Annotated in this window: 25 protein-coding genes and 1 pseudogene; 15 read left to right on the top strand and 11 right to left on the bottom strand. The window is 68.0% G+C overall.

Annotated elements, in window-relative coordinates:
* The first annotated feature begins 8 nt into the window (after positions 1 to 8).
* Together GXN78_RS26760 and GXN78_RS26765 are read left to right on the top strand one after the other, a co-directional pair.
* Positions 9 to 839 carry an ATP-binding cassette domain-containing protein gene (locus GXN78_RS26760; RefSeq protein WP_106558400.1) on the top strand — a complete coding sequence of 277 codons (831 nt, stop codon included), beginning with the start codon at positions 9 to 11 and terminating at the stop codon, positions 837 to 839.
* A gap of 38 nt (positions 840 to 877) precedes the next feature.
* Complete coding sequence (locus tag GXN78_RS26765; protein ID WP_028250350.1) at positions 878 to 1,093, top strand: molybdopterin-binding protein; 216 nt, start codon at positions 878 to 880, stop codon at positions 1,091 to 1,093.
* A 55-nt stretch (positions 1,094 to 1,148) separates the two neighbouring features.
* Here GXN78_RS26765 and GXN78_RS26770 read toward each other — a convergent pair whose 3' ends face one another.
* Positions 1,149 to 2,183: an IS630 family transposase gene (locus tag GXN78_RS26770; RefSeq protein ID WP_164255786.1), complete on the bottom strand. Its 1,035-nt coding sequence runs from the start codon at positions 2,181 to 2,183 to the stop codon at positions 1,149 to 1,151.
* Positions 2,184 to 2,484: 301 nt separating this feature from the next.
* Between GXN78_RS26770 and GXN78_RS26775 the strand changes: the two are divergent.
* The 3 genes and pseudogenes from GXN78_RS26775 (at position 2,485) to GXN78_RS26785 (ending at position 5,657) form a co-directional block, all read left to right on the top strand.
* Positions 2,485 to 4,690: pseudogene (locus tag GXN78_RS26775) on the top strand (type I secretion system permease/ATPase).
* Positions 4,687 to 5,427: a biotin/lipoyl-binding protein gene (locus GXN78_RS26780; protein WP_106558097.1), complete on the top strand. Its 741-nt coding sequence runs from the start codon at positions 4,687 to 4,689 to the stop codon at positions 5,425 to 5,427. Before GXN78_RS26775 ends, GXN78_RS26780 begins: the two are co-directional and overlap by 4 nt.
* Positions 5,424 to 5,657, top strand: coding sequence for a hypothetical protein (locus GXN78_RS26785; protein ID WP_106558098.1), 234 nt, complete (start codon positions 5,424 to 5,426; stop codon positions 5,655 to 5,657). Before GXN78_RS26780 ends, GXN78_RS26785 begins: the two co-directional genes overlap by 4 nt.
* Positions 5,658 to 5,710: 53 nt before the next feature.
* On the opposite strand, the gene GXN78_RS26790 is transcribed toward GXN78_RS26785, so the two are convergent.
* The 7 genes from GXN78_RS26790 to speB are packed head-to-tail and all read right to left on the bottom strand — an operon-like array spanning position 5,711 to position 13,021.
* Positions 5,711 to 7,384 carry a 5-guanidino-2-oxopentanoate decarboxylase gene (locus tag GXN78_RS26790; protein WP_106558099.1) on the bottom strand — a complete coding sequence of 558 codons (1,674 nt, stop codon included), beginning with the start codon at positions 7,382 to 7,384 and terminating at the stop codon, positions 5,711 to 5,713.
* A gap of 14 nt (positions 7,385 to 7,398) precedes the next feature.
* Positions 7,399 to 8,262 (bottom strand): ATP-binding cassette domain-containing protein, encoded by an 864-nt coding sequence (locus tag GXN78_RS26795; RefSeq protein WP_106558100.1) that lies wholly within the window; start codon positions 8,260 to 8,262, stop codon positions 7,399 to 7,401.
* A 45-nt stretch (positions 8,263 to 8,307) separates the two neighbouring features.
* Positions 8,308 to 9,000, bottom strand: a complete 693-nt coding sequence (locus tag GXN78_RS26800; protein ID WP_106558101.1) for an ABC transporter permease — start codon at positions 8,998 to 9,000, stop codon at positions 8,308 to 8,310.
* Complete coding sequence (locus GXN78_RS26805; protein WP_106558102.1) at positions 8,997 to 9,749, bottom strand: ABC transporter permease subunit; 753 nt, start codon at positions 9,747 to 9,749, stop codon at positions 8,997 to 8,999. The genes GXN78_RS26800 and GXN78_RS26805 overlap by 4 nt, the downstream gene beginning before the upstream one ends.
* Positions 9,750 to 9,780: 31 nt before the next feature.
* Positions 9,781 to 10,569 carry a transporter substrate-binding domain-containing protein gene (locus GXN78_RS26810; RefSeq protein WP_204162281.1) on the bottom strand — a complete coding sequence of 263 codons (789 nt, stop codon included), beginning with the start codon at positions 10,567 to 10,569 and terminating at the stop codon, positions 9,781 to 9,783.
* A gap of 40 nt (positions 10,570 to 10,609) precedes the next feature.
* Positions 10,610 to 12,064, bottom strand: a complete 1,455-nt coding sequence (locus GXN78_RS26815) for an aldehyde dehydrogenase family protein (protein ID WP_106558103.1) — start codon at positions 12,062 to 12,064, stop codon at positions 10,610 to 10,612.
* Between the two features lie 6 nt (positions 12,065 to 12,070).
* Entirely contained in the window at positions 12,071 to 13,021 is a 951-nt protein-coding gene (gene speB / locus GXN78_RS26820; RefSeq protein WP_106558104.1) for an agmatinase, read from the bottom strand.
* 201 nt (positions 13,022 to 13,222) lie between these two features.
* Here speB and GXN78_RS26825 point away from each other — a divergent pair, with 201 nt between their 5' ends.
* From GXN78_RS26825 to GXN78_RS26835, 3 genes are all read left to right on the top strand, one after another.
* The gene (locus GXN78_RS26825; protein WP_106558105.1) at positions 13,223 to 14,140 is read left to right on the top strand and encodes a LysR family transcriptional regulator; all 918 of its coding nucleotides are present in this window, start codon (positions 13,223 to 13,225) and stop codon (positions 14,138 to 14,140) included.
* Between the two features lie 91 nt (positions 14,141 to 14,231).
* Entirely contained in the window at positions 14,232 to 15,137 is a 906-nt protein-coding gene (epsC, locus tag GXN78_RS26830) for a serine O-acetyltransferase EpsC (RefSeq protein ID WP_106558106.1), read from the top strand.
* A 65-nt stretch (positions 15,138 to 15,202) separates the two neighbouring features.
* Positions 15,203 to 15,760: an NAD(P)H-dependent oxidoreductase gene (locus GXN78_RS26835; RefSeq protein ID WP_106558107.1), complete on the top strand. Its 558-nt coding sequence runs from the start codon at positions 15,203 to 15,205 to the stop codon at positions 15,758 to 15,760.
* Positions 15,761 to 15,859: 99 nt separating this feature from the next.
* On the opposite strand, the gene GXN78_RS26840 is transcribed toward GXN78_RS26835, so the two are convergent.
* Positions 15,860 to 16,507, bottom strand: a complete 648-nt coding sequence (locus GXN78_RS26840; protein ID WP_106558167.1) for an NAD(P)H-dependent oxidoreductase — start codon at positions 16,505 to 16,507, stop codon at positions 15,860 to 15,862.
* Positions 16,508 to 16,640: 133 nt separating this feature from the next.
* On the opposite strand from GXN78_RS26840, the gene GXN78_RS26845 reads away from it, so the two are divergent.
* The 7 genes from GXN78_RS26845 to GXN78_RS26875 all read left to right on the top strand — a co-directional run bounded on the left by GXN78_RS26845 (position 16,641) and on the right by GXN78_RS26875 (position 22,686).
* The gene (locus tag GXN78_RS26845) at positions 16,641 to 17,555 is read left to right on the top strand and encodes a LysR family transcriptional regulator (protein ID WP_106558108.1); all 915 of its coding nucleotides are present in this window, start codon (positions 16,641 to 16,643) and stop codon (positions 17,553 to 17,555) included.
* A 126-nt stretch (positions 17,556 to 17,681) separates the two neighbouring features.
* The gene (locus GXN78_RS26850; protein WP_106558109.1) at positions 17,682 to 18,260 is read left to right on the top strand and encodes an alpha/beta hydrolase; all 579 of its coding nucleotides are present in this window, start codon (positions 17,682 to 17,684) and stop codon (positions 18,258 to 18,260) included.
* Complete coding sequence (locus tag GXN78_RS26855) at positions 18,257 to 19,261, top strand: sulfate ABC transporter substrate-binding protein (RefSeq protein ID WP_106558110.1); 1,005 nt, start codon at positions 18,257 to 18,259, stop codon at positions 19,259 to 19,261. The genes GXN78_RS26850 and GXN78_RS26855 overlap by 4 nt, the downstream gene beginning before the upstream one ends.
* A 3-nt stretch (positions 19,262 to 19,264) precedes the next feature.
* The gene (cysT, locus tag GXN78_RS26860) at positions 19,265 to 20,155 is read left to right on the top strand and encodes a sulfate ABC transporter permease subunit CysT (protein ID WP_106558111.1); all 891 of its coding nucleotides are present in this window, start codon (positions 19,265 to 19,267) and stop codon (positions 20,153 to 20,155) included.
* The gene (gene cysW, locus GXN78_RS26865; RefSeq protein ID WP_106558112.1) at positions 20,152 to 21,051 is read left to right on the top strand and encodes a sulfate ABC transporter permease subunit CysW; all 900 of its coding nucleotides are present in this window, start codon (positions 20,152 to 20,154) and stop codon (positions 21,049 to 21,051) included. Before cysT ends, cysW begins: the two co-directional genes overlap by 4 nt.
* Before the next feature lie 11 nt (positions 21,052 to 21,062).
* The gene (locus GXN78_RS26870; protein WP_106558113.1) at positions 21,063 to 22,148 is read left to right on the top strand and encodes a sulfate ABC transporter ATP-binding protein; all 1,086 of its coding nucleotides are present in this window, start codon (positions 21,063 to 21,065) and stop codon (positions 22,146 to 22,148) included.
* A gap of 1 nt (position 22,149) precedes the next feature.
* The gene (locus GXN78_RS26875) at positions 22,150 to 22,686 is read left to right on the top strand and encodes a disulfide bond formation protein B (RefSeq protein WP_106558114.1); all 537 of its coding nucleotides are present in this window, start codon (positions 22,150 to 22,152) and stop codon (positions 22,684 to 22,686) included.
* On the opposite strand, the gene GXN78_RS26880 is transcribed toward GXN78_RS26875, so the two are convergent.
* A complete protein-coding gene (locus tag GXN78_RS26880) occupies positions 22,656 to 23,348 on the bottom strand; it encodes a mobilization protein (protein WP_106558115.1) in 693 nt (230 codons plus the stop codon). The two genes, GXN78_RS26875 and GXN78_RS26880, sit on opposite strands and share 31 nt — an antisense overlap.
* Positions 23,349 to 23,417: 69 nt before the next feature.
* Positions 23,418 to 24,173 (bottom strand): hypothetical protein, encoded by a 756-nt coding sequence (locus tag GXN78_RS26885; protein WP_106558116.1) that lies wholly within the window; start codon positions 24,171 to 24,173, stop codon positions 23,418 to 23,420.
* Positions 24,174 to 24,234 lie beyond the last annotated feature (61 nt).

Here is a 24,234-nt window from a genome sequence, read left to right on the forward strand (position 1 = left end):
GCACGACCATGAATGCCATTCTCGAAACCCGACCCGTCGCAGACCCGCACATCGCCCAGGGCGTCAAGCTCGAAGCGCGCGGCCTCCACAAGCGCTACGGCACGCGCGAGGTGCTGCGCAACACGCAGCTCACGATCGAGCCGGGCCAGTTCATCGCCATCGTGGGCCGCAGCGGCTGCGGCAAGAGCACGCTGCTGCGCCTCGTCGCAGGCCTCGAAGAAGCCTCCGACGGCGGCCTTTACACCGACGGCAAGCCCGTCGACGGACTGCACGACGACACGCGGATCATGTTTCAGGAGGCGCGCCTCTTGCCCTGGCGCCGCGTGCTCGAGAACGTCACGCTCGGCCTGCCGCCGGCGGCGCGTGCGCGCGGCGAGGAAGTGCTCGCGCAGGTCGGCCTGGCCGATCGCCAGGCCGAATGGCCGGCGCGCCTGTCGGGTGGGCAGCGCCAGCGCGTCTCGCTGGCGCGTGCGCTGGTGCATCAGCCGCGGCTGCTGTTGCTCGACGAGCCGCTGGGCGCGCTCGATGCCTTGACGCGCATCGAGATGCACCGGCTGATCGAGAACCTGTGGCAGCGCCACCGCTTCACGGCCCTGCTGGTCACGCACGACGTGCAGGAGGCGGTGGCGCTGGCCGACCGCGTGATCCTGATCGAGGACGGCCGCATCGCGCTCGACGAGAACATCGCACTCGCGCGGCCGCGCTCGCAGGGCGATCCGGCCTTTGCGGCGATCGAGAAGCGCATTCTCGACCGCGTGCTGCAGAAGCCCGATGCCGAGCCGGCCAAGGACACGCGCTGGGCCCATGGGCCGGCGCATGCCTTGCGCTGGGCCGTCTGATCTATTTCCTTCTTTTCTTTTTTCAACAGGAGCTACCCATGTCCATCCAAGCCATCAACGTTCGCAATCAGTTCAAGGGCAAGGTCCGCGAAATCATCCGCGGCGACGTCGTCTCCGAAGTCGACGTCGAGACCGCCTGGGGCATCGTGACCTCGGTCATCACCACGCGTTCGGTCGACGAGCTTCAGCTCAAGCCCGGCTCCGACGTGGTCGCGCTGGTGAAGTCCACGGAGGTGTCGATCGCCAAGCTGTAGAGCCGTGCGGCGGGGCCCCAAGCCTCGCCCCTTTCAATTGGATTAACTCCATTACTCAGCAGTCGGAAATATAGGCGACAGATGGCGCTTCGAAGAATGATCGAACAAGCCGGCGATTCTTCTGCATGCTGCGCAGTTGCTGGTCGATGCGGATTTCGAGTTTCTCGCCAGCTCGCAATGGGTTGCGAGCCACGCCGGTACGTTTGACGTGACTCCAGACCAGTTCGTCCGGGTTCAGGTCCGGTGCGTAGCCCGGCAGAATGTGCATGCTCAGCTTGCCCTGAGTGGATTCGATGTACTCGCGCACGTTGGCTTTCTTGTGGGCCGGCAATCCGTCGACCACCAAGTGCACCGGCTTGCTTCGACCCTTCATCATCTTCTTGAGCAATTCGATGAACAGTTCGGCATTGAGCGCACCCTGGTAAGTCGCAAACCAGAATCCACCCCTGGCGTTGACGGCCGATGCCGCGGAGATCGACTGGCGTTGGCCGGGCCGCTCGATGACCGGGGTCTTGCCCATGGGCGCCCAGGTCTTGCCGTGCACGGTGTCGGCACGAAAGCCCGATTCGTCCCAGAAGTAGACGTCGGCACCACTTTGCCTCGCAGCCGTGGCGATGCCGGGGTAGATTTCACGCTGCCAGCGCTCGATGGCTTGTGGATCGCGTTGATAGGCGCGTTGCAGCGGCTTTTGCGGGGTCAGTCCGAGCTTGGCCAGCAACGCACCGACTGCGGTCACCCCCATATTCACGCCAAACTTCTGCTCGATCAGCGCCACGACAATGGCGCGTGTCCACAGCCCGAAGTCCAGTCCGTACTGTCGCGGGTCGCGCCCATTGATCCAACGAAATATTTGGCGCTCTTGCGCGGCACTCAGCGTCCGGGGTCGCCCGGTGCCGCGCGTGCCGCGCAATGCCTTGAGTCCCTTGCCTCGACCCGACGAGGCCTTCAGCCATTTGTAGATGGTGGTGCGGCTGAAACCGTAGGCGGCAATCACTGCAGAGGGCTTCTCCCCGTCGCGAACTCGCTCCACCGCCATCAGGCGAATCTCTTCAAGCGTCTTGTGATCCAGCGTGCGGCCATCTCGCTTCATGCACTATTGGATCATCAAACCGATCGCCGCGGTGAATTTTGTAGCCTAAATTATCGACTACTGAGTAACTCCTGAATATGAAGCACTGAGGTGATGTAAAGCAGAAGCGTTAGCGACTTTGGTTGAAGACGGTAATCTTCACCTCGCCATTGCCGCCCATTCTTTGTTCAGCTATCTTCCGCCGTCCTAAAAGATCAGGGAGAAAAAGTTGAATGAATGGGTACGACCCCTTGCTTCCAGCGAGGGCGCAGCCACGCCGGCCACGACAACAACGTCCTCACCAAAGCCTCACCCGGCACTCGTGGCCCTTTGCACGCTGGCACGTCTGCATCAGGTCGCCGCAGATCCGTCGACCTTGGCGCATCAGCTGGGTCTTGGTCCCTGCGATGGGGTCGACACCACCATCGTGCTGCGCGCGGCCAGGCTGCTGGGGCTCAAGGCCAAGCTCACGCGCACCACACTCGATCGCCTGAGCATGACGCCGCTGCCGGTGCTCGCGCTGATGCATGGCGACGAAGGCAGGACGCGCTGCGTGATCCTCGGCCGGTGCGATGCGCACCGCGTGCTGTTCCAGGATGATCCTTCCGAGGGCTCTTCCTGCCCGGTGATCGAGCCCCTGGAAGTCTTTGCGCAGCACTGGACTGGCGACATCATCCTCATCACCAGCCGCGCCAGCCTTGCGGGCGAGTTGGCCAAGTTCGATTTCTCCTGGTTCGTGCCCAGCCTCGTCAAGCATCGCCGCCTGCTGGGCGAGGTGCTGGCCATTTCCTTCATGCTCCAGCTCTTCGCGCTGGCGAGTCCGCTGTTCTTCCAGGTCGTCATGGACAAGGTGCTGGTGCACCGCGGCCTCACCACCCTCGATGTCCTCGTCATCGGCTTGCTGGTGGTGGTCGTGTTCGAGAGTCTGCTCAACGGGCTGCGCGGCTACATCTTCGGTCACACCACCACCCGCATCGACGTCGAGCTCGGCACGCGACTGTTCCACCATCTGGTGCAACTGCCGCTGGCCTACTTCCAGGCCCGCAGGATCGGCGACTCGGTGGCACGCGTGCGCGAGCTCGAGAACATCCGCAGCTTTCTCACCGGCAATGCGCTCACCGTCGTGCTGGATGTGCTGTTCTCGGCGATGTTCATCGGCGTCATGCTGTTCTACAGCGTCTCGTTGACGCTCATCGTGCTCGCGAGCCTGCCGCTGTACTTCGGCCTGAGCCTCGCCGTCGTGCCTGTGCTGCGCCGACGCCTGGACCAGAAGTTTGCCCGCGGCGCCGAGAACCAGGCGCTGCTGGTGGAGACCGTCGGCGCCATCCAGACCGTCAAGGCCAGCGCGCTCGAACCCGTCTTCGGCCGCCGCTGGGACGAGCAGCTCGCCGCCTACGCCTCGGCCAGCTTCCGAACGCAGAACCTCGCGAGCTGGGCCCATGAGGGCATCAACCTCATCGGCAAGCTGGTCAACGCGGCCACGCTCTGGTGGGGCGCGCACCTGGTGATGGACAACCAGCTCAGCGTCGGCCAGTTCGTCGCCTTCAACATGTTCGACCAGCGCGTGGCCCAGCCGATCATGCGCATGGCCCAGCTGTGGACCGATTTCCAGCAGACCGGCATCTCGATGGCGCGGCTGGGCGACATCCTGAACAGCCGAACCGAGGTGCCGTCTCACGCGGCGGCGCAGTTGCCGACGCTCGAAGGGAGAGTGACGCTGGAGAACCTGACCTTCCGCTACCGCCCGGAAGGCGCACCCCGTGCTCGATGGCGTGAGCCTCGACGTGTGCCCCGGCGAAGTGATCGGCATCGTCGGGCGCTCCGGCTCGGGCAAGAGCACGCTGACCAAGCTGGTCCAGCGCCTCTACATCCCAGAGCAAGGCCGCCTCCTGGTGGATGGGGCCGACATCCGGCAGGTCGACGCAGCCCAGCTGAGAAGACAGATCGGCGTGGTGCTGCAGGAGAACGTGCTGTTCAACCGCAGCGTGCGCGAGAACATCGCCATCGGCGACCCCGCTGCGCCGATCGAAGCCGTGATGCAGGCCGCGGAGCTGGCCGGCGCGGATGCCTTCATCAGCGACTTGCCCGAGGGCTACGACACCGTTGTGGGCGAGCAGGGCGCCAGCCTCTCCGGCGGCCAGCGCCAGCGCATCGCGATCGCCAGGGCGCTGTTCACCCAGCCGCGCATCCTGATCTTCGACGAGGCGACCAGCGCGCTCGACTATGAAAGCGAGGCCATCGTCCAGCGCAACATGGCGCAGATCTGCGAGGGCCGCACCGTCTTCATCATCGCGCACCGCCTGAGCGCGGTCAGGCATGCGCATCGCATCGTCGTGATGGACAAGGGCAGCATCGTCGAGGAGGGCCAGCACGAAGCCCTGCTGGCGAACGAGCGCGGCATCTACGCGCGGCTCTGGGCCATGCAGGCCGGCGGCCAGCCGACCGACGGAGCGGAGGACTTGCTCCCTCTCCCTCTGGGAGAGGGCGGGGGTGAGGGCATCGGCGCATCCAGGACCTGCACGCCATGAACAAGCCAGACCCCGCACCCATGCGCCATCCCTTGCAAGACCTGCTGGCCCGTTACCGCACCGTCTTCCACGCCGCCTGGCAAGCCCGCCACGAGCTCGCCGGCCCGAAGCGCCTGACCGACGAGCTCGCCTTCCTGCCCGCCGCCCTGAGCCTGCAGGAGACCCCCGTGCATCCCGCCCCGCGGCGCCTGGCCTTCGCGCTGATCGCCCTGTTTCTCATCGCGCTGCTGTGGTCCGTCATCGGCCAGATCGACATCGTGGCCGTGGCATCGGGCCGCATCGTGGTGAGCGAGCGCACCAAGCTCGTCCAGCCCCTGGAGCGCAGCGTGGTCCGCCGCGTGCTGGTGAAGGATGGCGACCCTGTCGAGGCCGGTCAGGTGCTCGTGGAGCTGGACCCTACGAGCGCCAGCGCCGACAAGACCAGCATCGACGAACAGTTGAAGTCGGCCCAGTCGGAGTTGTTGCGCACGCGTGCCCTGTCGCAGGCGATCCACCGGCCGTCGCTGCTGCCCGGTCTCGGCGACGTCTTGCCTGCCGGCTGGTCCGAGTCCGATGCGCGGGCCGCGCGAACCCAACTGCGCGACGAGTGGAGCGACATCACCGCCAAGCTCGCCAGGACCGCCGCCGAGATCCCGACAAGCACGGCCTGCAGCACTGGGGTGTTGACTACGCGCGTGCGCTTACCGGCGACGCAGGCGCCAACGTCCTGGATGGCCTGGCAGGCGCCGACAGCATGACCGGCCGCACGGGCGACGACACCTACGTGGTCGACAACGCCGGCGACACGGTCAGCGGTTACCAGGTCGAGGAGTTCCGCACCAGCGACGGCCATGTGCTGATCGACACCCAGGTGCAGAACCTGGTGCAGGCGATGGCCAGCTTCGTGCCGCCGGCGGCGGGGCAGACGACATTGCCGCAGGCCTACCAGAACAACCTGGCACCCCTCCTGGCCGCCGACTGGCGCTGAAGCGCAACGATCTCAGCGCCCCGGCAGCCCCATCGCCCGCGTGATCACCTCTTTCATGATCTCGTGCGCGGCGCCACAAATGTCGGCTCTTGAACCGCTCTGAGCCAATCCGCCTCCGAGGTCTCGATCAACAGGGGCCGGTCGCGCTGACTGCCGGCCGCCTGGCGCAAGGCCCGGCGCAGCGATTCAGGATCGTCCGCGCGGCAGCTGTCGCAGCCGAAGCCGCGCGCGAGCATCTGGAAATCCGGCGTGTAGATGTCGACGCCGATCTCCGCGATGCCGCGCTGCTGCATGTAGCGCTTGATCTCGCCATAGCCCTGGTTGTTCCACAGCAGCACGATGACGGGCAGCCGCGCCTCCACGGCGCTGGCCAGCTCGGGCAGCGTGAACTGCAGCCCGCCGTCGCCGATCAGGCTGACGACGGGCCGGCCGGGCGCCGCCAGCTGCGCGCCGATCGCGGCCGGCAGCCCGTAGCCCAGGGTGCCGTAGCCGGTGGACGAGTTGAACCAGCGCCGCGGCCCGGGCATGTCGATCGCGAGATTGCCCTGGTACACCGGCTGCGTCGAATCGCCGACGAAGAGCGCCTCGGGCAGTTCGTCCAGCACCGTCCGCAGGTAGTGCCGCTGCGCGCGCAGGGCCGGGTCCCAGCCGGCCTCCAGCGCTTCGCGCACGGCATGCACGCGCCCGGCGCCCCAAGGGGCATCGTCCGGAGCGGCGGTGGCGTGCGGGGCAGGGGTGCGGCGCACGCTGTCGGCCAGGCGCTCCAGGGCATCGGCGCTGTCGCCGAGCACGGTGCAGGCCGGCGCGAAGTTGCGCGACAGCTGCGCAGCCTCGATGTCGACGCGGATCACCGCGCCATCGAGCGCGAAGCCGCCGTCGAAGACCGTGTCGTAATCGGTCTCGCCGAGCTCGGTGCCCACGGCCAGCACCACGTCGGCCTCGCGCGCCAGCACGCGCACCGGCCCGGTGGACTGCGTCGAGCCCAGCAGCAGGGGATGCCCCGGCGGCAGCAGGCCCTTGGCGTTGATGGTGAGCGCCGTCGGCGCCTGCAGCAGCTCTGCAAGGCCCTGCAGCGCGGCCGCCGCATGCACCGCGCCGCCGCCCGCCAGGATCAGCGGCCGGCGTGAGCGCGACAGCAGCGCCGCGGCGTCGTCGATCGAGGCCTGGCTGGCGATCGGCCTGCGCGAACGGGCGGGCGCCTGCCGGGGCAGGGCGCTCGCGTCGGCGGTGATCACGTCGAGCGGGATCTCGATGTGCACCGGCCGGGGCCGCGCGCTGTCGAAGACGGCGAAGGCGCGCGCCAGCACGTCGGGCAGGTCCTCGGCCTGCATCAGCGTGTGGGAGAAGGCGGTCAGCCCGGCGACCAGGCCCTGCTGCGAAGGCAGCTCGTGCAGGTGGCCGTTGCCCTTGCCGAGCTGGCCGCGCGCGTTGACGCTGGAGATCACCAGCATCGGCACCGAGTCCGCATAGGCCTGGCCGAGCGCGGTTGCGATGTTGGTCATGCCCGGGCCGGTGATGATGAGGCACACGCCGGGCTTGCCGCTCGCGCGCGCATAGCCGTCGGCCATAAAGCCAGCGCCCTGTTCGTGGCGCGGCGTGACGTGGCGGATGCGCGAGGCGGCCAGCCCGCGGTAGAGCTCCACCGTGTGCACGCCGGGAATGCCGAAGACATGGTCTACGCCATAGCCTTCGAGCAGGTCGATCAGGACTTCGCCGAGGGTCGCCATGGTGCGGGTCCGATCTACTTGAGGGAGCCGGAAATGAACTGCCCCAGGCGCTCGCTGCGCGGCTGGCTCAGCACCTGCGCCGGGTCGCCTTCCTCCTCGACCTGGCCGCGGTGCAGGAAGATCACGTGGTTCGAGACGCAGCGCGCGAAGCCCATCTCGTGGGTGACCACGATCATCGTGCGGCCCTCCTGCGCGAGCGACTGCATCACGCGCAGCACTTCGCCCACCAGCTCGGGGTCGAGCGCGGAGGTCGGCTCGTCGAACAGCAGCACCTCGGGCTCGACCGCAAGCGCCCGCGCGATGGCCGCACGCTGCTGCTGCCCGCCGGAGAGATGCGCGGGGTAGTAGTGCCGGCGCTCGTGGAGCCCGACCTTCTGCAGGTAGGCCTCGGCGGCCTCGATCGCCGCCGCCTTGCGCATGCCCAGCACGTGGATCGGCGCCTCGATGATGTTCTCGAGCACCGTCATGTGCGACCACAGGTTGAAGTTCTGGAACACCATCGCCAGCCTCGAGCGCACCCGCTGCAGCTGCTTGCGGTCGGCGCATTCCAGGTCGCCGCGCGCGTCGCGGCGCAGGCGCAGCGGCTCCCCGCCGACCCGGATCTCGCCTTCGGTGGGGTGCTCCAGCAGGTTGATGCATCGCAGCAGCGTGCTTTTGCCGGAGCCGCTGGAGCCGATGATGCTCAGCACGTCGCCCTTGCGCGCGGTGAGCGACACGCCGCGCAGCACCTCGTGGGTGCCGTAGCGCTTGTGCACCCCGCTGAGCTGCAGCGGGCACGCTGCGGTGGTGGCGGCCGACAGGCTGCGTGCGGCCGTGTCGAGGGGGGCCGACGGCGCCTGGAGCGGCGCGTCGATCGCGGCATACGAGGGTGTGGTCATGGCGAGGCTCGGCAATGGAAGAGGGGACTGAAGGGGCGGGGGCGCTCAGGACTTGCGCGGCCGCAGGTGCACCAGCCAGCGCCGCTCGGCGGCGACGAACAGGCGCACCAGCAGCAGCGTGATCGCGAGGTAGAGCACACCGGCGGTGATGAAGGGTTCGAAGGCGAGATAGAACTCGGCATTGACGTAGCGCGCCGCGCCGGTGATGTCGATCAGCGTCACCAGGCCCGCGAGCGAGCTCATGTGCAGCAGCATGATGATCTCGTTGGCGTACTGCGGCAGCGCGCGCCGCAGCATCGAGGGCGCCAGGATGCGCCGTACCTGCGTCCAGCGCGACATGCCGAAGCTCATGGCGGCCTCGAGCTCGCCGCGCGGAAGGCTCTTCAGCGCGCCGTGGAAGATCTCGGTCGTGTAGGCCGTCGTGTTCAGGGTGAAGGCCAGCAGCGCGCACACGCCGGCGTTCGACAGCCACGGCCACAGCACGCTGGCGCGCACCGCCTCGAACTGCGACAAGCCGTAGTAGATGAGGTAGAGCTGCACCAGCGCGGGCGTGCCGCGGATCACGAAGGTGAAGGCCGCGACCGGGGCCGACAGGAGGCGGCGCTCGGCGTGGCGCGCAAAGGCGAGCGGCACCGACAGCAGCAGCCCCAGCACCGCGGTGCCTGCCGTCAGCGCCAGCGAGATGCCGACGCCGCGCGCGAACAGTTGCCAATGCTCGGCGATCACGTCCCAGTTCATGTCGCATCCTTCAAGGTGGCGGTGGCGGTGGCGGTGGCGGTGGCAGTGGCGGTGGCAGTGGCGGGCATGGGCGCCGGCCGTTCGGCGCCCTGGGCGCCGCGGCGCTCGAACCAGCGCAGCACGAGCACGGAGGCCGTGGTGATCAGCAGGTAGACCGCCGCGGTGAGCAGGAAGAAGGTGAAGGGCTGGCGCGTCGCCTGGGCGGCGTTCTTGGCGCGGAACATGATGTCCTCCAGTCCCAGCACGGAGACCAGCGCGGTCGACTTGACCAGCACCAGCCAGGTGTTCGTGAAGCCCGGCAGCGCCAGCCGCGCCATCTGCGGCAGCACGATGCGCCAGCCGATGCGCAGCCGGCCGAGGCCGAAGGCCGAAGCCGCCTCGATTTGGCCCTTCGGAATGCCGAGGATGGCGCCGCGGAAGGTCTCGGTCAGGTAGGCGCCGAAGATCAGGCCCAGCGTGACGATGCCGGCGACGAAGGGATCGATGTCGACGGTGGTCTCGAACCCCATCCGTTCGAGCGCGAGGTTGGCCAGCGCCGGGCCGCCGTAGAAGAACAGCAGCATCAGCACCAGGTCCGGCACGCCGCGCACGAGCGTGGTGTAGGTCTCGGCCACGGCCGCGATCGCGCGGCCGCCCGACAGCTTGGCCCAGGCGCCGAGCAGGCCGAGCGCGATGGCCAGCAGCAGCGATCCGAGGGCCACTTCGAGCGTGACCGAACCGGCTGCCAGCACGTTCCAGAGATAGTCCATCAACGGCTCCCGAAGGGCGGCGACGCGCGCGTCAGTCCACCACCAGGGTGAACGGGAAGTACTTGTCGTTGATCTTCTTCAGCGTGCCGTTCTTGCGCAAGGACTGCAGGCCCTGGTTGAACAAGGCCTTGAGTTCCTTGTCGTCCTTGCGCACCGCGACCGCGACGCCTTCGCCGAGGGTCTTGTCGTCCTTGCCCGAGACCGAGGGGCCGACGAACTCGTAGCCCTTGCCGTCCTTGCTCAGGAAGCTGTCGTTGATCTGCACGACGAAGCCGAAATGCAGATCGGCGCGGCCGCTCAGGAGCTCCAGGTAGGGCTCGCTCGCGCCCTGGTAGTACTTGACGTCGGCGATGTCGCCGTAGAACTTGCGCACGTAGCTTGCCTGCGCGGTGCCGGCCTGCACCGCGATCTTCTTGCCCTTGAGGCCCTCGCGGCTGATGGGGATGTTCGCGCCCTTCTTGGCGACGAAGCGGTTCTCCATGCGGTAGTAGGGCTCGCTGAAGTCGATCACGCGCTTGCGGTCCTCGTTGATGTTCAGCGATGTGATCAGCGCATCGGACTTCTTCGTGACCAGGCCGGGAATCAGCGCGTCGAAGGCCACGTTGACCAGCTTGCACTTGAGCTTGAGCTCCTCGCACAGCGCATTGGAAAGGTCGACCTCGAAGCCGACCAGCTTGCCGTCAGGGCCGACCGATTCGAAGGGCGGGTAGGTCGCGTCCATCGCGATCGTGACCTCCTTCCATTCCTTGGCCGAGGCGCCGAGGGCGATGGCTGCCAGCGCGAGGGCGGCGAGTTGCTTCGCAGGGATCATCTTTCTCATGGTTTCTCCAAGGTGGGGCGAATGGGTGGGAAGAGGGGAGTCAGCGGGCGCTGATGACATGACGCAGCTCCTGGAAGGCCTGGAGGCCCCAGGGGCCCAGCTCGCGGCCCAGGCCGCTGCGCTTGAAGCCGCCCCAGGCGGTCTGCGGGAACACGAGTTGCGGCAGGTTGACCCAGGCGGTTCCGACCTCCAGCTGCGCGGCCACCCGCTGCGCGCGTTCGCGGTCGGTGGAGGCCACGCTCGCGACCAGGCCGAAGTCGCTGTCGTTGACCAGCGCCACCGCGTCGGCGTCCTGGTCGAAGGGCTGGACGCAGGCCACCGGGCCGAAGATCTCCTCGCGCCACAGGGCATCCGCGTGCGTGGCGTCGGTGAACACGGTGGGCTGCACCGCGAAGCCGCCGGCTCCGTCCAGGGCCCGGCCGCCGCAGCGCAGCCGCGCGCCGTCGGCCAGGCCGCGCTCGATGCGCGCGAGCACGCCGTCGCGCTGCGCGGCGCTGATCAGCGGGCCGAGGTCGACGGCCGGGTCGGCCGGGTCGCCGTGGCGCAGCGCCTGCGCGGCCACGACCAGGCGTTCGACGAAGGCCTCGTAGAGCGGGCGCGCCACCAGCGTGCGCGAGGTCGCCGAGCACATCTGGCCGGCGTTGTAGAAGGCGCCGCCGACGGCCAGCGCGACGGCGGCGTCCAGGTCGGCATCGTCGAGCACGATGAGGGACGACTTGCCGCCCAGCTCGAGGCTGACCCGTTGCAGGCGGCTGCCGCTGGCCTGGAGGATGCGCTGTCCGGTCGCGTTGCTGCCGGTGAAGGAGATCTTTGCCACGTCCGGGTGGCCGACCAGCGCCGCGCCGATCGCGCCGGCCCCGCAGACCAGGTTGACGACGCCGGGCGGCAGGCCGGAACGCAGCACGATGTCGATCAGCGCGATCTCGGCCAGCGGCGTCAGCTCGGAGGGCTTGAGCACCACCGTGCAGCCGGCCGCGAGCGCGGGCGCGAGCTTCCAGGCGGTGGTGACCATCGGGAAGTTCCACGGCACGACGAGAGCGGCCACACCCAGCGGGACGTACTGCAGTTGCGCACCCGCCGAGGCATCGGGCAGCGCAACCGCCTGCGGCGCCAGGCCGGCGCCCCGCTCGCACAGGTCGGCGTAGTAGGCGAAGGTGGCGATGACGTCGTCGACGTCGGTGCGCGCCTCCGCGGCCGGCTTGCCGTTGCACAGGCGCTGCAGGGCCTCGAGTTGCCCGCGTGCGTCGCGCACCTGTTCGGCGATGCGCCGCAGGCAGGCGCCGCGCTCGGCCGGCGTCGTGCTGCGCCAGTCGGGCAGGGCCCGGCGAGCCGAGGCGACGGCCTCGTCCACCTGCGCGATGCCGGCGGCCGGGAACGACAGGATCTCGGCGCCGGTCACCGGGTTGACGACCGGCAGCATCGCGCCGGCACCGGTCCGCCAGGTGCCGTCGATGGCGGCGCCGTCGGTGCGCAGGGAGTCGGGAGCAGCGTTCATGTCAGGTCAGCGGCGCGGCACGCCGGGCATCACGCAAAGAAGTTCGTAGGCCAGGTTGGCCGCCAGCAGCGCCGTCGTGCCCTGGGGGTCGTAGGGCGGCGACACCTCCACGACATCGGCGCCGACCAGGTCGAGGCCCCAGGCGCCGCGGATCACTTCCAGCGTCTGCGGCACCGTCAGGCCGGCGATCTCCGGCGTGCCGGTGCCCGGCGCGAAGGCGGGATCGATGCCGTCGATGTCGAGCGTGAAATAGACCGGGCCGCCGCCCACGCGCTCGCGCACCTCGCTCATCAGCGGCGTAAGCGAGCGGCCCCAGCATTCCTCGACCTGCACCACGCGGAAGCCCTGCTGGCGGCACCAGTCGAAATCTTCTGCCGTGTAGCCGGTGCCGCGCAGCCCGATCTGCACCACGCGCTGCGGATCGATCAGGCCTTCCTCGGCGGCGCGCCGGAAGGGCGTGCCGTGGGCGATCTTCTGGTCGAACATGGTGTCGTTGACGTCGGCGTGCGCGTCGATGTGGATCAGCCCGATCGGCCCATGGCGCTTGTGCAGGGCCCGCAGGATCGGCAGGGTGACCGTGTGGTCGCCGCCGAGGGTGATGGGCTTGCATCCGGCCGCGGCGATCGCATCGTAGGCGCGTTCGATGCGTGCGATGGAGTCGGGCAGGCTGTAGGGGTTGATGGCCACGTCGCCGAGGTCGGCGACCCGCAGCGCATCGAAGGGCGCCGCCCGGGTCGCCATGTTGTAGGGCCGCAGCAGCACCGACTCGCAACGGATCTGGCGCGGGCCGAAGCGCGTGCCGGAGCGGTTGGAGGTGCCGAGGTCGAAGGGGATGCCGACGAAGCCGACGTCGAGCTGCGATGGATCGTCGACCACCGGCAAACGCATCATGGTGGCGATGCCGCCGAAGCGGGGCATCTCGTTGCCGCCGAGGGGCTGGAAGAGGGGTTCAGTCATTGCTCACATCCATTCAGGTCGATGTAAAAAGTGCGTTCGTGTCCTGGGGGCATTTCCTGGATCCATCGGGCCCTGTGCCGGGCTCCCGGACGGATCGCGATGTCCATGTCGTGAATGCTAGTGACGGGCCTTGCGGGGTGCCATGGCAAAGACATCGCGTTTACATTGACAGAAATCGATGTATCGAACGGGAAAACCCTCATGCTGACCAACCTCTCCGACCTGGACCTGCGCCTCGTCCGGGTCTTCCTGGCGATCGTCGATGCGGGCGGCCTGTCGGCTGCGCAGGCCTCGCTCAATGTCGGTCAGTCGACGCTCAGCAGCCAGCTCGCGACGCTGGAGACACGGCTCGGCTTCGCGCTGTGCACGCGGGGGCGCAGCGGCTTCCGACTCACGCCGAAAGGCGAGCGCTTCGTGCAGCTGGCCCGCCGGCTGATGGACACCTTGAGCGACTTCAGCGCCGAGGCGCGCAACGTCGACCGGCAATTGGTCGGCAGCCTGAACATCGGCCTGATCGGCCATGCGCCGATGAGCCAGAACGTGCGCATCGGCCAGGCCATCGCGCGCTTCCGCCAGCGCGACGAGGCGGTGCGCTTCTCGATCGTGGTGCGCCCGCCGGGCGACCTGGAGGAGCAGTTGATCAGCGGCCAGCTGCAGGTCGCGGTGGGCTACTTCTGGCACCGCGTGCCCACGCTCGACTACACGCCGCTGTTCTCCGAGCGGCAGGTGGCCTGCTGCGGCCGCGAGCACCCGCTGTTCGCCCGCGCCGGCAAGCTGGCGATGGAAGACCTGGTCGGCTTCGACTGGGCCTGGCGCAGCTATCCGCTGCCCGAAGCGCAGCTGACGCAGCCGGCCCTGCGCGTGACCGCTGTGTCCGACAACATGGAGGCCACCGCGGTGCTCATCCTGTCCGGGCGGCACCTGGGCTATTTGCCGGAGCACTTCGCCGCGCCCTACATGGAGGCTGGGCTGCTGGCGCCCTTGAACCAGGCCACCATGCACTACAACGTCGGCTTCCACATGGCATCGCGCAAGCGGGCCTATCTGAACGACATCGCGCTGGCCTTCCAGGAGGATCTCCGGCAGGTCCATCTGTCGATGGGAGGCACGCAGGCATGATGGGGGCTGTCCGCGAGAAAGCCTTGGCGCAGCGCAGGGCTTCCTCCTTGGTGCAAGGTCGCAACAGGCCAACCATTCGAAGGAACGAGCAATGGCTGATTTCGATGTGAGCGGGATCGTTCGCGCGCTGCGCGGGGCGCGCGAGGAGTGGCGCGATGCCCAGAAGCGCTCGCGGGAGCCGGGAAGCCGCGAGTTTCCTTCGCGCGATGCGCTGGCCGCGATCGTCGAATCGCTGAAGGGCGCGCTGTTCCCGATGCGCCTGGGCCCGCCCGAGCTGCGCCACGAGAGCGAAGACTTCTACGTCGGCCACACGCTCGATTCGGCGCTGCAGTCGCTGCTGGCGCAGGGCCGGCTGGAGCTGCGCTACAACGCACGCCACCAGCCGCGCGACCCGGCCGAGATCGATGCCGAGGCGGAGCAGGCCGTGCGTGCCTTCGCCGCGGCGCTGCCGTCGATCCGCCGCCTGCTCGACGGCGACGTGCTCGCCGCCTACCAGGGCGACCCCGCCGCGAACAGCGTCGACGAAGTGCTGCTGTGCTACCCCGGCATCCTCGCGATGATCCATCACCGCCTCGCGCACCAGCTCTACGGGCTGGGCCTGCCGCTGCTGGCGCGCATCGTGGCCGAGCTCGCGCATGGGCAGACCGGCATCGACATCCATCCCGGCGCGCGCATCGACGTCGGCTTTTTCATCGACCATGGCACCGGCGTCGTGATCGGCGAGACCACGGTGATCGGCAAGCGCGTGCGCCTCTACCAGCATGTGACCCTGGGTGCCAAGCGCTTCCCCATCGACCCCGAAGGCAACCTGCAGAAGGGCCTGCCGCGGCATCCGATCGTGGAGGACGACGTGGTGATCTATGCCGGAGCCACCATCCTCGGCCGCGTGACGCTGGGCACGGGCGCGGTGATCGGCGGCAACACCTGGATCACCGACGATGTGCCGGCCGGCGCGAACATCACGCAGGCCAGTCTGCAGAAGGCGGGCTGCGATTGAGCTTTTCTGGAAAAGGTCAAAGACGCTTCGCATAATTTGCCGCACCCCAACACAAAGGAGCTTTCATGAGCCAGACCCGAATCGCCGTCATCGTCGGCAGCCTGCGCAAGGATTCCTTCAACCGCAAGCTTGCGCTCGCGCTCGCGCATCTGATGCCTTCGGACTTCACGCTGGAGCATCTGCGCATCGACGACCTGCCGCTCTACAACCAGGACGACGACGGCAACCAGGCGCCCTCGGTCAAGCGGCTCAAATCCGAGATCGCCGCCGCGCAAGGCTTGATCTTCGTGACGCCGGAATACAACCGCGCGTTGCCCGGCGTGCTGAAGAACGCGATCGATCACGCATCGCGGCCCTACGGGCAGAGTGCCTGGGCCGGCAAGCCGGCGGGGGTGATTGGCATCTCGGTCGGCGCCATCGGGACGGCCATCGCGCAGCAGCAGTTGCGCACCGTGCTGGCTTATCTGGACGTGCCCACGCTCGGCCAGCCCGAAGCCTTCATCCAGAACAAGGAAGGCTTGTTCGACGACAAGGGCCACATCGCCGAGGGCGGCAGCAAGAAATTCCTGCAGGGTTGGGTCGACAAGTACGTCGATTGGATCAAGCGCCACGCCACTGCCTGAGGCCCATCGGGTGCGACGCGGCTGAAACGCCGCCGGGCCGCATGGCGGCCCTTCGAGGCGCGTGAGGCCTGAGCCTCACGTCGCACTACTTTTTTGGAATCAAGCTGCCAGGGACGCGACGTCCTGGTTGGCAGCTTCGCCCGCCACCACGCCGATGTCGGCGCGTGCGGCACCGAGTGCGGCCGCCTTCGGCGCATCGCCCATGGCCAGGCCTTCGGCGCGCACGAAGCGCACATCGGTGATGCCCACAAAGCCCAGCACCACCTTGAGGTAGCTCTCCTGGTGCTCCATCGCCTGGCCGCCTTCGGTCGTCGAGTAGATGCCGCCGCGGGTGATGGCGACGATCACGGTCTTGCCGCCGGCGAGGCCCACGGGGCCCTTGTCGGTGTACTTGAAGGTGCGGCCGACCTGCGCGATGCGGTCGATCCAGGCCTTCAGCTGGCTGGGGATCGAGAAGTTGTAGAACGGGGCGCCGATCACGACCACGTCGGCGGCCAGGAACTGGCTCACCAGCTTTTCCGAAACCGCGTTCTCGGCGCGCTGGCGCTCGGTGAACTCGGTGCCGGCCGGCGCGCGGAAGCCCAGCGAATGGCCATCGAGGTGGCTGGGTGCGGAAACGGCCAGGTCCAGGTAATCAACTTCCGTGCCGGGGTGGTTGCTGCGCCAGGCGGCGACCGCTTCAGCGCTCAGCTGACGCGAAACGGAGTTGTCACCCAGGACGCTGGAATCGATGTGCAGCAGCTTCATGATCAATCGCTTTCTTTCGATGGGCGCCGGCGCGGGAATCGGTCGGCATGGGTGATAGTCTATTTTTGAGGCGAGTGATTGATAAGTCGGCAAATTTCACACAGTTCGTCCTGTTGATGGAACAATGCCGCCCATGCAAGACCTCAACGACATGGTTTTCTTCGCCGAGGTGGCCGAGCGCGGCGGCTTTGCGGCAGCCGGCCGGGCGCTGGGCATCCCCAAGTCGCGGCTGTCGCGCCGCGTGGCCGAGCTGGAAGGGCGGCTGGGCGTGCAGCTGTTGCAGCGCAGCACCCGGCAGCTGTCGCTGACGCCGGCCGGCGAGCTCTACCTGCGCCACAGCGTCGCGATGCGCGACGCGGCCCAGGCCGCGGCCGAGGCCATCGCCCAGGTGCAGACCGAACCGCGCGGCGTGGTACGCATCAGCTGCCCGATCACGCTGGCGCAGAGCGGCGTCGGCGTGCTGGTGTCGCAGTTCATGCTGCGCTACCCCGCGGTGCAGATCGAGATGCGCATCCTGAACCGGGCCGTCGACCCGATCGAAGAGGGCATCGACCTGGCGCTGCGCGTGCGGCCGGTCATCGAGGACAGCACGACGCTGGTGGCCAAGCAGCTCGCCACCTCCCGGGGCGTGCTGGTGGCCAGCCCGGACCAGCTCCGGCGCCAGGGCCCGGTGCGGACGGTGGATGAACTCGGGCGCCTGGACACGGTTTCGCAGTCGGCCGCGGATGGGCGTGCCAGCTGGTGCCTGGAAGGCCCAGGAGGTGCCAGGCACACGTTCCAGCACCAGCCGCGCTACTTGGCGGACGACCTGCTGACACTGAAATTCGCGGTGGTGGAGGGCGTCGGCGCCAGCATGCTGCCCGAGTACATGTGCAAGGACGACCTCGAGAAGGAGCGCCTGGTCCAGGTGCTGCCGGGCTGGGGCCCGCCGCCGGGCATCCTGCATGCGGTCTTTCCCTCGCGGCGGGCACTGGTGCCGGCGATTCGGAAACTGATCGATTTCCTTGCCGAGCACACCGGCGCGGGCGGTTTCATGCTCACGGTGTGACGTCGGTCTGAGGCGTTCCTTATTCGCTATATGCCATATTCAAACAAGTAGATATTCGTTTGGCTTTGAAGCAAGGCTTCGGAGAATCGGCGCTCCCTTCATCAATTAAAAAAAAGTGAGCGACGCGTGAGCGCAGCGACCATCGTCATCGTCCCCGGCTGGCGCGACTCCGGACCGGGCCACTGGCAGAGCCTGTGGGCCGAGCGCATGCAGGGCGCCGTGCGCGTGGTGCAGGACGACTGGATCACGCCCAAGCGCGAAGCCTGGGTGACGGCGCTCGAGACGCTGGTGCTGCAAAGCCCCGGCCCGGTTGTGATCGTCGCCCACAGCCTCGGCTGCATCGCCACCGCGCACCTGTCCGAGGCCGCCGCGGCCCGCATCCGCGGCGCGCTGCTGGTGGCGCCGGCCGATCCGGAACGGCGCGCCGCGCTCGCGGACTTCGCGCCCGTGCCTTACGCGAAGCTGCCGTACCGCAGCATCGTGGTGGCCAGCAGCAACGACCCCTATTGCCCGGTGCGCCTGGCCGGCGCCTATGCCCGCGCCTGGGGCAGCGAATTCGTTCGCATGCAGAATGCCGGCCATATCAACATCGATTCGGGGCACGGCGACTGGCCTTTGGGCTTGGCGCTGCTCCAGTCGCTGACGGACGACCCCCATGCGCCGACGGGCGTCCGTCCCCCCTTCGAACCACTGGCAACCCTATGACTTTCAAGACGACGAAGACGATCATTGCGGCCCTGGCGCTGGCGGCCGCCGCCGGCACCGCCTCGGCACAGACCCTGCTGAACGTGTCCTACGACGTGGCGCGCGAGTTCTACAAGGACTACAACGCGGCCTTCGTGGCCCACTACAAGAAGACCGCGGGCAAGGACGTCAAGATCGACCAGTCGCATGCCGGCTCCAGCGCCCAGGCGCGCGCCGTGGCCGACGGCCTGGAGGCCGACGTGGTGACCATGAACACCACCACCGACATCGACTTCCTCGCCAACGCCGGCGTGGTCGCCAAGGACTGGGCCAAGCGCTTCCCGCAGAACGCGGCGCCCACCACCTCGACCATGCTGTTCCTCACGCGCAACGGCAACCCCAAGGGCATCAAGGACTGGGACGACCTCGTCAAGCCCGGCGTGCAGGTGGTGATCGTCAACCCCAAGACCGGCGGCAACGGGCGCTATGCCTACCTCGCGGCCTGGGGCTACGTGAAGAAGAAGGGCGGCAGCGACGCGCAGGCCGCCGAGTTCGTGGGCAAGCTGTTCAAGAACGTGCCGGTGCTGGCGCGCGGCGGCCGCGACGCCACCACCGCCTTCCTGCAGCGCAACATCGGCGACGTGCTGATCACCTTCGAATCGGAAGTGGTCTCCATCGACCGCGAGTTCGGCGCCGGCAAGGTCGATGCGGTCTATCCCTCGATCAGCATCCTGGCCGAGAACCCGGTGGCGGTGGTCGAGCGCACGGTGAACAAGAAGGGCACCGGCGACCTCGCCAAGGCCTACCTCGACTACCTGTACTCCGACGAGGCGCAAGAGATCGCGGCCAAGCATGCGCTCCGCCCGCGGTCAGAAGCCGTGCTCAAGAAGCACGCCGCGACCTTCAAGCCCTTGCAGCTCTTCACCGTGCAGGAACTGTTCGGCAGCCTCGGCGAAGCGCAGAAGGTGCACTTCAATGACGGTGGTCAGTTCGACAAGCTCTACACGCCCGGCGCCAAGTAAAAAATGAGCGGTGCTCTTTCTTCGGCGCTGCCGGCACCGGCAGCGCCGTCCGCACGTCCGGGACGCCCAGGCGTCTCGCGCCGCGTGCTGCCCGGCTTTCATCTCACGCTGGGCTTTTCGCTCTTCTATCTCTGCCTGATCGTGCTGATCCCGCTGTCGGCGCTGGTCTTCAAGACCTCGGCGCTCAGCTGGGAGCAGTTCTGGACCGCGGTGACCGCGCCGCGCGTGATGGCTTCGTATCGCCTGACCTTCGGCGCCTCGCTGATCGCGGCGCTGGTCAACCTGGTCTTCGGGCTGCTCGTGGCCTGGGTGCTGGTGCGCTACAAGTTCCCGGGCAAGCGCATCGTCGACGCGCTGGTCGACCTGCCATTCGCGCTGCCCACCGCCGTGGCCGGCATCTCGCTCACGGCGCTGCTCGCGGGCAACGGCTGGATCGGCCAGTACCTCGAGCCCATGGGCATCAAGCTGGCCTTCACGCCGGCCGGCATTGTGATCGCGCTGATCTTCATCGGCCTGCCCTTCGTGGTGCGCACCGTGCAGCCCGTGCTCGAGGACACCGAGAAGGAACTGGAAGAGGCCGCCACCAGCCTCGGCGCGACCCGGCTGCAGACCTTCACCAAGGTGATCCTGCCCGCCATCACGCCGGCGCTGCTGACCGGCTTCGCGATGGCCTTCGCCCGCGCGATCGGCGAGTACGGCTCGGTGATTTTCATCGCCGGCAACATGCCGATGATTTCGGAGATCACGCCGCTGATCATCATCGGCAAGCTGGAGCAGTATGACTTTGCGGGCGCCACCGCGGTCGCGCTGGTGATGCTGGTGATCTCCTTCGCGCTGCTGCTGGTCATCAACGCGCTGCAGGCCTGGCAGCGGCGGCGTGGAGCCTCCGCATGAGCAATTCGCGCACCGTTCGCCGCGCCAAGGCCGGCACCACCGAGGCGGCCTGGGTGCGCTTCACGCTGATCGGCGTGGCGCTGGCCTTCATGTTCCTGTTCCTCGTGCTGCCGCTCGCCGCCGTGGCGACCGAGGCCTTGCGCAAGGGCGTCGGCGCCTACCTCGAGGCGCTGAAGGAGCCCGATGCCTGGAGCGCGATCCGCCTGACGCTGATCACCGCCGCCATCACGGTGCCGATGAACCTGGTCTTCGGCGTCGCCGCCGCCTGGGCCATCGCCAAGTTCGAGTTCCGCGGCAAGGCGCTGCTGACCACGCTGGTCGATCTTCCCTTTGCCGTGTCGCCGGTGGTGGCGGGCCTGATCTACGTGCTCGTCTTCGGCGCGCAGGGCTGGTTCGGCCCCTGGCTGGCGGCGCACGACATCAAGATCATCTTCGCCGTGCCGGGCATCGTGCTGGCCACGGTCTTCGTGACCTTCCCCTTCATCGCGCGCGAGCTGATCCCGCTGATGCAGGCGCAGGGTACCGAGGAAGAGCAGGCCGCCATCGTGCTCGGCGCGACCGGCTGGCAGACCTTCCGCCGCGTGACCCTGCCCAACATCAAGTGGGGCCTGCTGTACGGCGTGATCCTCTGCAACGCGCGCGCCATGGGCGAGTTCGGCGCGGTGTCGGTGGTCTCGGGCCACATCCGCGGCCAGACCAACACGATGCCGCTGCACGTGGAAGTGCTCTACAACGAATACCAGTCGGTGGCCGCCTTCGCGGTGGCCTCGCTGCTGGCCATCCTGGCGCTGGTCACGCTGGTCATCAAGTCGGTCATCGAATGGCGCCACGAGCGCGAGATGAAGGCCCTGGCCGAGCTGCCGCCCGAGCGGCCGCTGTCGGCAGCGCAAGCCTGAGGAGAACAGACATGAGCATTGAAATCCGCAACGTCAGCAAGCAGTTCGGCGACTTCCACGCGCTGCGCGACGTCAGCCTCGACGTCGATTCGGGCGAGCTGGTCGCGTTGCTGGGCCCCTCGGGCTGCGGCAAGACCACCTTGCTGCGCATCATCGCCGGCCTGGAGACGGCCGACGCCGGCAGCATCCTCTTCGCCGGCGAAGACACCACCGACGTGCATGTGCGCGAGCGCCAAGTCGGCTTCGTGTTCCAGCACTACGCGCTGTTCCGCCATATGACGGTGTTCGAGAACGTGGCCTTCGGCTTGCGCGTCAAGCCGCGCAGCCTGCGCCCGGGCGAGGCGCAGATCAAGGGCAAGGTGCACGAGCTGCTCAAGCTCGTGCAGCTCGACTGGCTGGCCGACCGCTACCCGGCCCAGCTCTCGGGCGGCCAGCGCCAGCGCATCGCGCTGGCCCGCGCGCTCGCGGTCGAGCCCAAGGTGCTGCTGCTCGACGAACCCTTCGGCGCCCTCGACGCCAAGGTCCGCAAGGAGCTGCGCCGCTGGCTGCGCCGGCTGCACGACGAGCTGCACGTCACCAGCATCTTCGTCACCCACGACCAGGAGGAGGCGCTGGAGGTCGCCGACCGCGTGGTGCTGATGAACGGTGGCCGCATCGAGCAGGTCGGCTCGCCGCAGGACGTGTGGGACCACCCGGCCAGCCCCTTCGTCTACGGCTTCCTCGGCGACGTGAACCTGTTTCACGGCCGCGCGCACGAGGGCGAGGTGCACCTGGAGGGCGTTCGCATCGATTCGCCCGAGCACCGCGACTTGCGCAACGGCAAGGCCCTGGCCTATGTGCGGCCGCACGACCTCGACGTCGAGCGCTATGTGCCCGGCGCCAGCGGCATCGTCGCGACCTTGAGCCGGGCTATCGTGGTCGGACCGATCGCGCGCCTGGAACTCGAACCGGTCGAATCGAATCCAGACAATCCTGGTTCCGGAACCATCATCGAGGCGCAACTCCCTGCGCAACAGTTCCGGGACCTGGGCTTGCGCGAAGGCGAGACGGTGGTTGCCACGCCGCGCCGGGCCCGCGTCTTCGTAGAGGGGCATTGATTTGTTGGACTGGTATTTCGAAGCGCCGCGCCGCGCGCTCGCGCTGATCTGCGCCGCCTGCGTGGCCATGCTGGCCTTTGGGCTTTATCTGCAGCATGTGGTGGGGCTCGAGCCGTGCCCGATGTGCATCGTGCAGCGCTATGCGCTGGTGCTGGTGGCGGTGTTCACCGGCCTGGCGGCGCTGAGCAAGGGCCGCGGCCTGCAGCTCACGGGCGCGACGCTTGCGCTGGTGATGGCGGTGGGCGGTGCCTATACGGCCGCGCGCCAGAGCTGGCTGCAGTGGTATCCGCCCGAGGTCGTGTCCTGCGGGCGCGACCTCTACGGGATGATCGAGACCTTTCCGCTGAAGCGGGCGCTGCCGATGATCTTCCGCGGCGGCGGGGACTGCACGCAGATCGACTGGACCTTTCTGGGGCTGTCGATCGCGAACTGGTCCTTCATTTCGTTCGTGGTCTTCGGCCTGCTGTTGCTGGGCCTGTTGTTCTGGCGCGGCGGCGGCGGCCGCGCTCAGACGGGCAGCGTGTCGAAGGCCGCGTAAGAAGTCGCGAGCCAGCTCTTCACGCGCTGGCGCTCCAGCAGCCCGAGCGCGTTGGGGCCTTCGCGGTCGTTGACCGACTTCCAGAAGCTGGTGTTGCGCGCATCGATCTTGCGCATGGTGGCGTCGTGCAGGCGGGGCAGGGCGATCACGCGTGCCCCATGCGCGGTCGCCTTGCTGAGCGACTGCGAGCCGAGCAGCAGGCCGAAGTCGTTGCCGCGGCCGTAGTTCTGCACCACGATGTAGTTGGGCCGGTTGCCGAAGGTGTCGACCAGCGTGCCGAGCAGGTCGCTCGAGTCCTTGCCGTCGTCCAGCACATGCCAGAAGTTGACCGTCACGCCGAGCTCGGCGAAGACGTCGAAGAGGTCCGAATCCTTGATCCAGCGCGCGAGCGGCGCCAGCGTCTGCGCTGCGAGGTCGACGATCACGCTCTGCTGCGGACGCGTCTCGAAGCCGTTGACCACCGTGTCCAGGCCCTCATAGCTGTCGACCACCACCGGCGAGGCGAAGCCCTCGTAGAAGCGGGTGAAGGAGCTGTGCGATCGATCGGTGTCGAAGCCCACGAAGGGCTTGCTGTGATCGATGAAGTACTGTGCCAGGACCCGGGCGGTGACGGACTTGCCGACACCGCCTTTTTCGCCGCCGATGAAGTTGAGGGAGCTCATGAGGTTGCTGGGGATGGATGGGGTGGAGAAGCGTGGGGCATTCTAGGGGCCAGGATGCCGAGGATCGACCTACCTGTTCACCATCGCAAAAAACGGCCCGAAGTTCCCCAGCAGCCAGTTCTGACTGAAGTCCAACGCCGCTCTCCGGTACTTCTCGTCAGCCTGCGCAGCCAGCAGGTCCAGCCGCGCCACCACCTTCGACAGCTCGCGATCGACCACCAAGTTGCGCCCGCGCTCGCTGATCTCGGTGGCCAGCAGCAGCGGCTGGCCATCCGGCCCGGTCTTCGAGCCGATCAGCCACAGCGAGATCTCGACGTTGCGCGCCGCGCGGTAGCTGTTCTCCGCGTTCACGCCGTCGAGCATGGTCTGCTCCCAGGTGCCGCCGTTGGCCTGCTTGAGCATGGAAGCCCAGCCGACCACCAGCGCCGCCACGCGATCGCCCTCGTAGGGCCTGGGCTGGGTCTCGAAGGCGAGGCGGATGGCGTCGATGCCGGTGGCGCCGCGCAGCTGGGCCAGCGGGGTGTCGTTCGAGATGGCGTCCCAGGTGCGCTGGGTCGCGTCCTCCGCGCTCGACGCCCACTTGCGCCATTCCCGCGGATTGCGCCGGTACAGCGAGAGCTGCACGCGCCGTATCGATTGCAGGTTGTCGCGCAGCGCCAGGTTGGCGATGCGGTTGGCGCCGGATTGCAGCCACTCGTTGCTGCCATAAGGCTCCGCGCGCTCGGTGCTGGCGCAGCCCGACAGGCCGAGGAGCGTTGCGGCCAGGCCGCCCATGAGCACGGCGCGGCGGCGCGCGAGAGGGGAAGAACGGAGGGATTCGCGCATGGCCCGCACGTTATCATCGCCGCCTCGGGCAGCAGCCGGTCCCGGAGGGTGAGGCCGGCGA

Origin of the sequence: Variovorax sp. WS11, assembly GCF_010499245.1 — a bacterium.
GTDB lineage: Bacteria > Pseudomonadota > Gammaproteobacteria > Burkholderiales > Burkholderiaceae_C > Variovorax.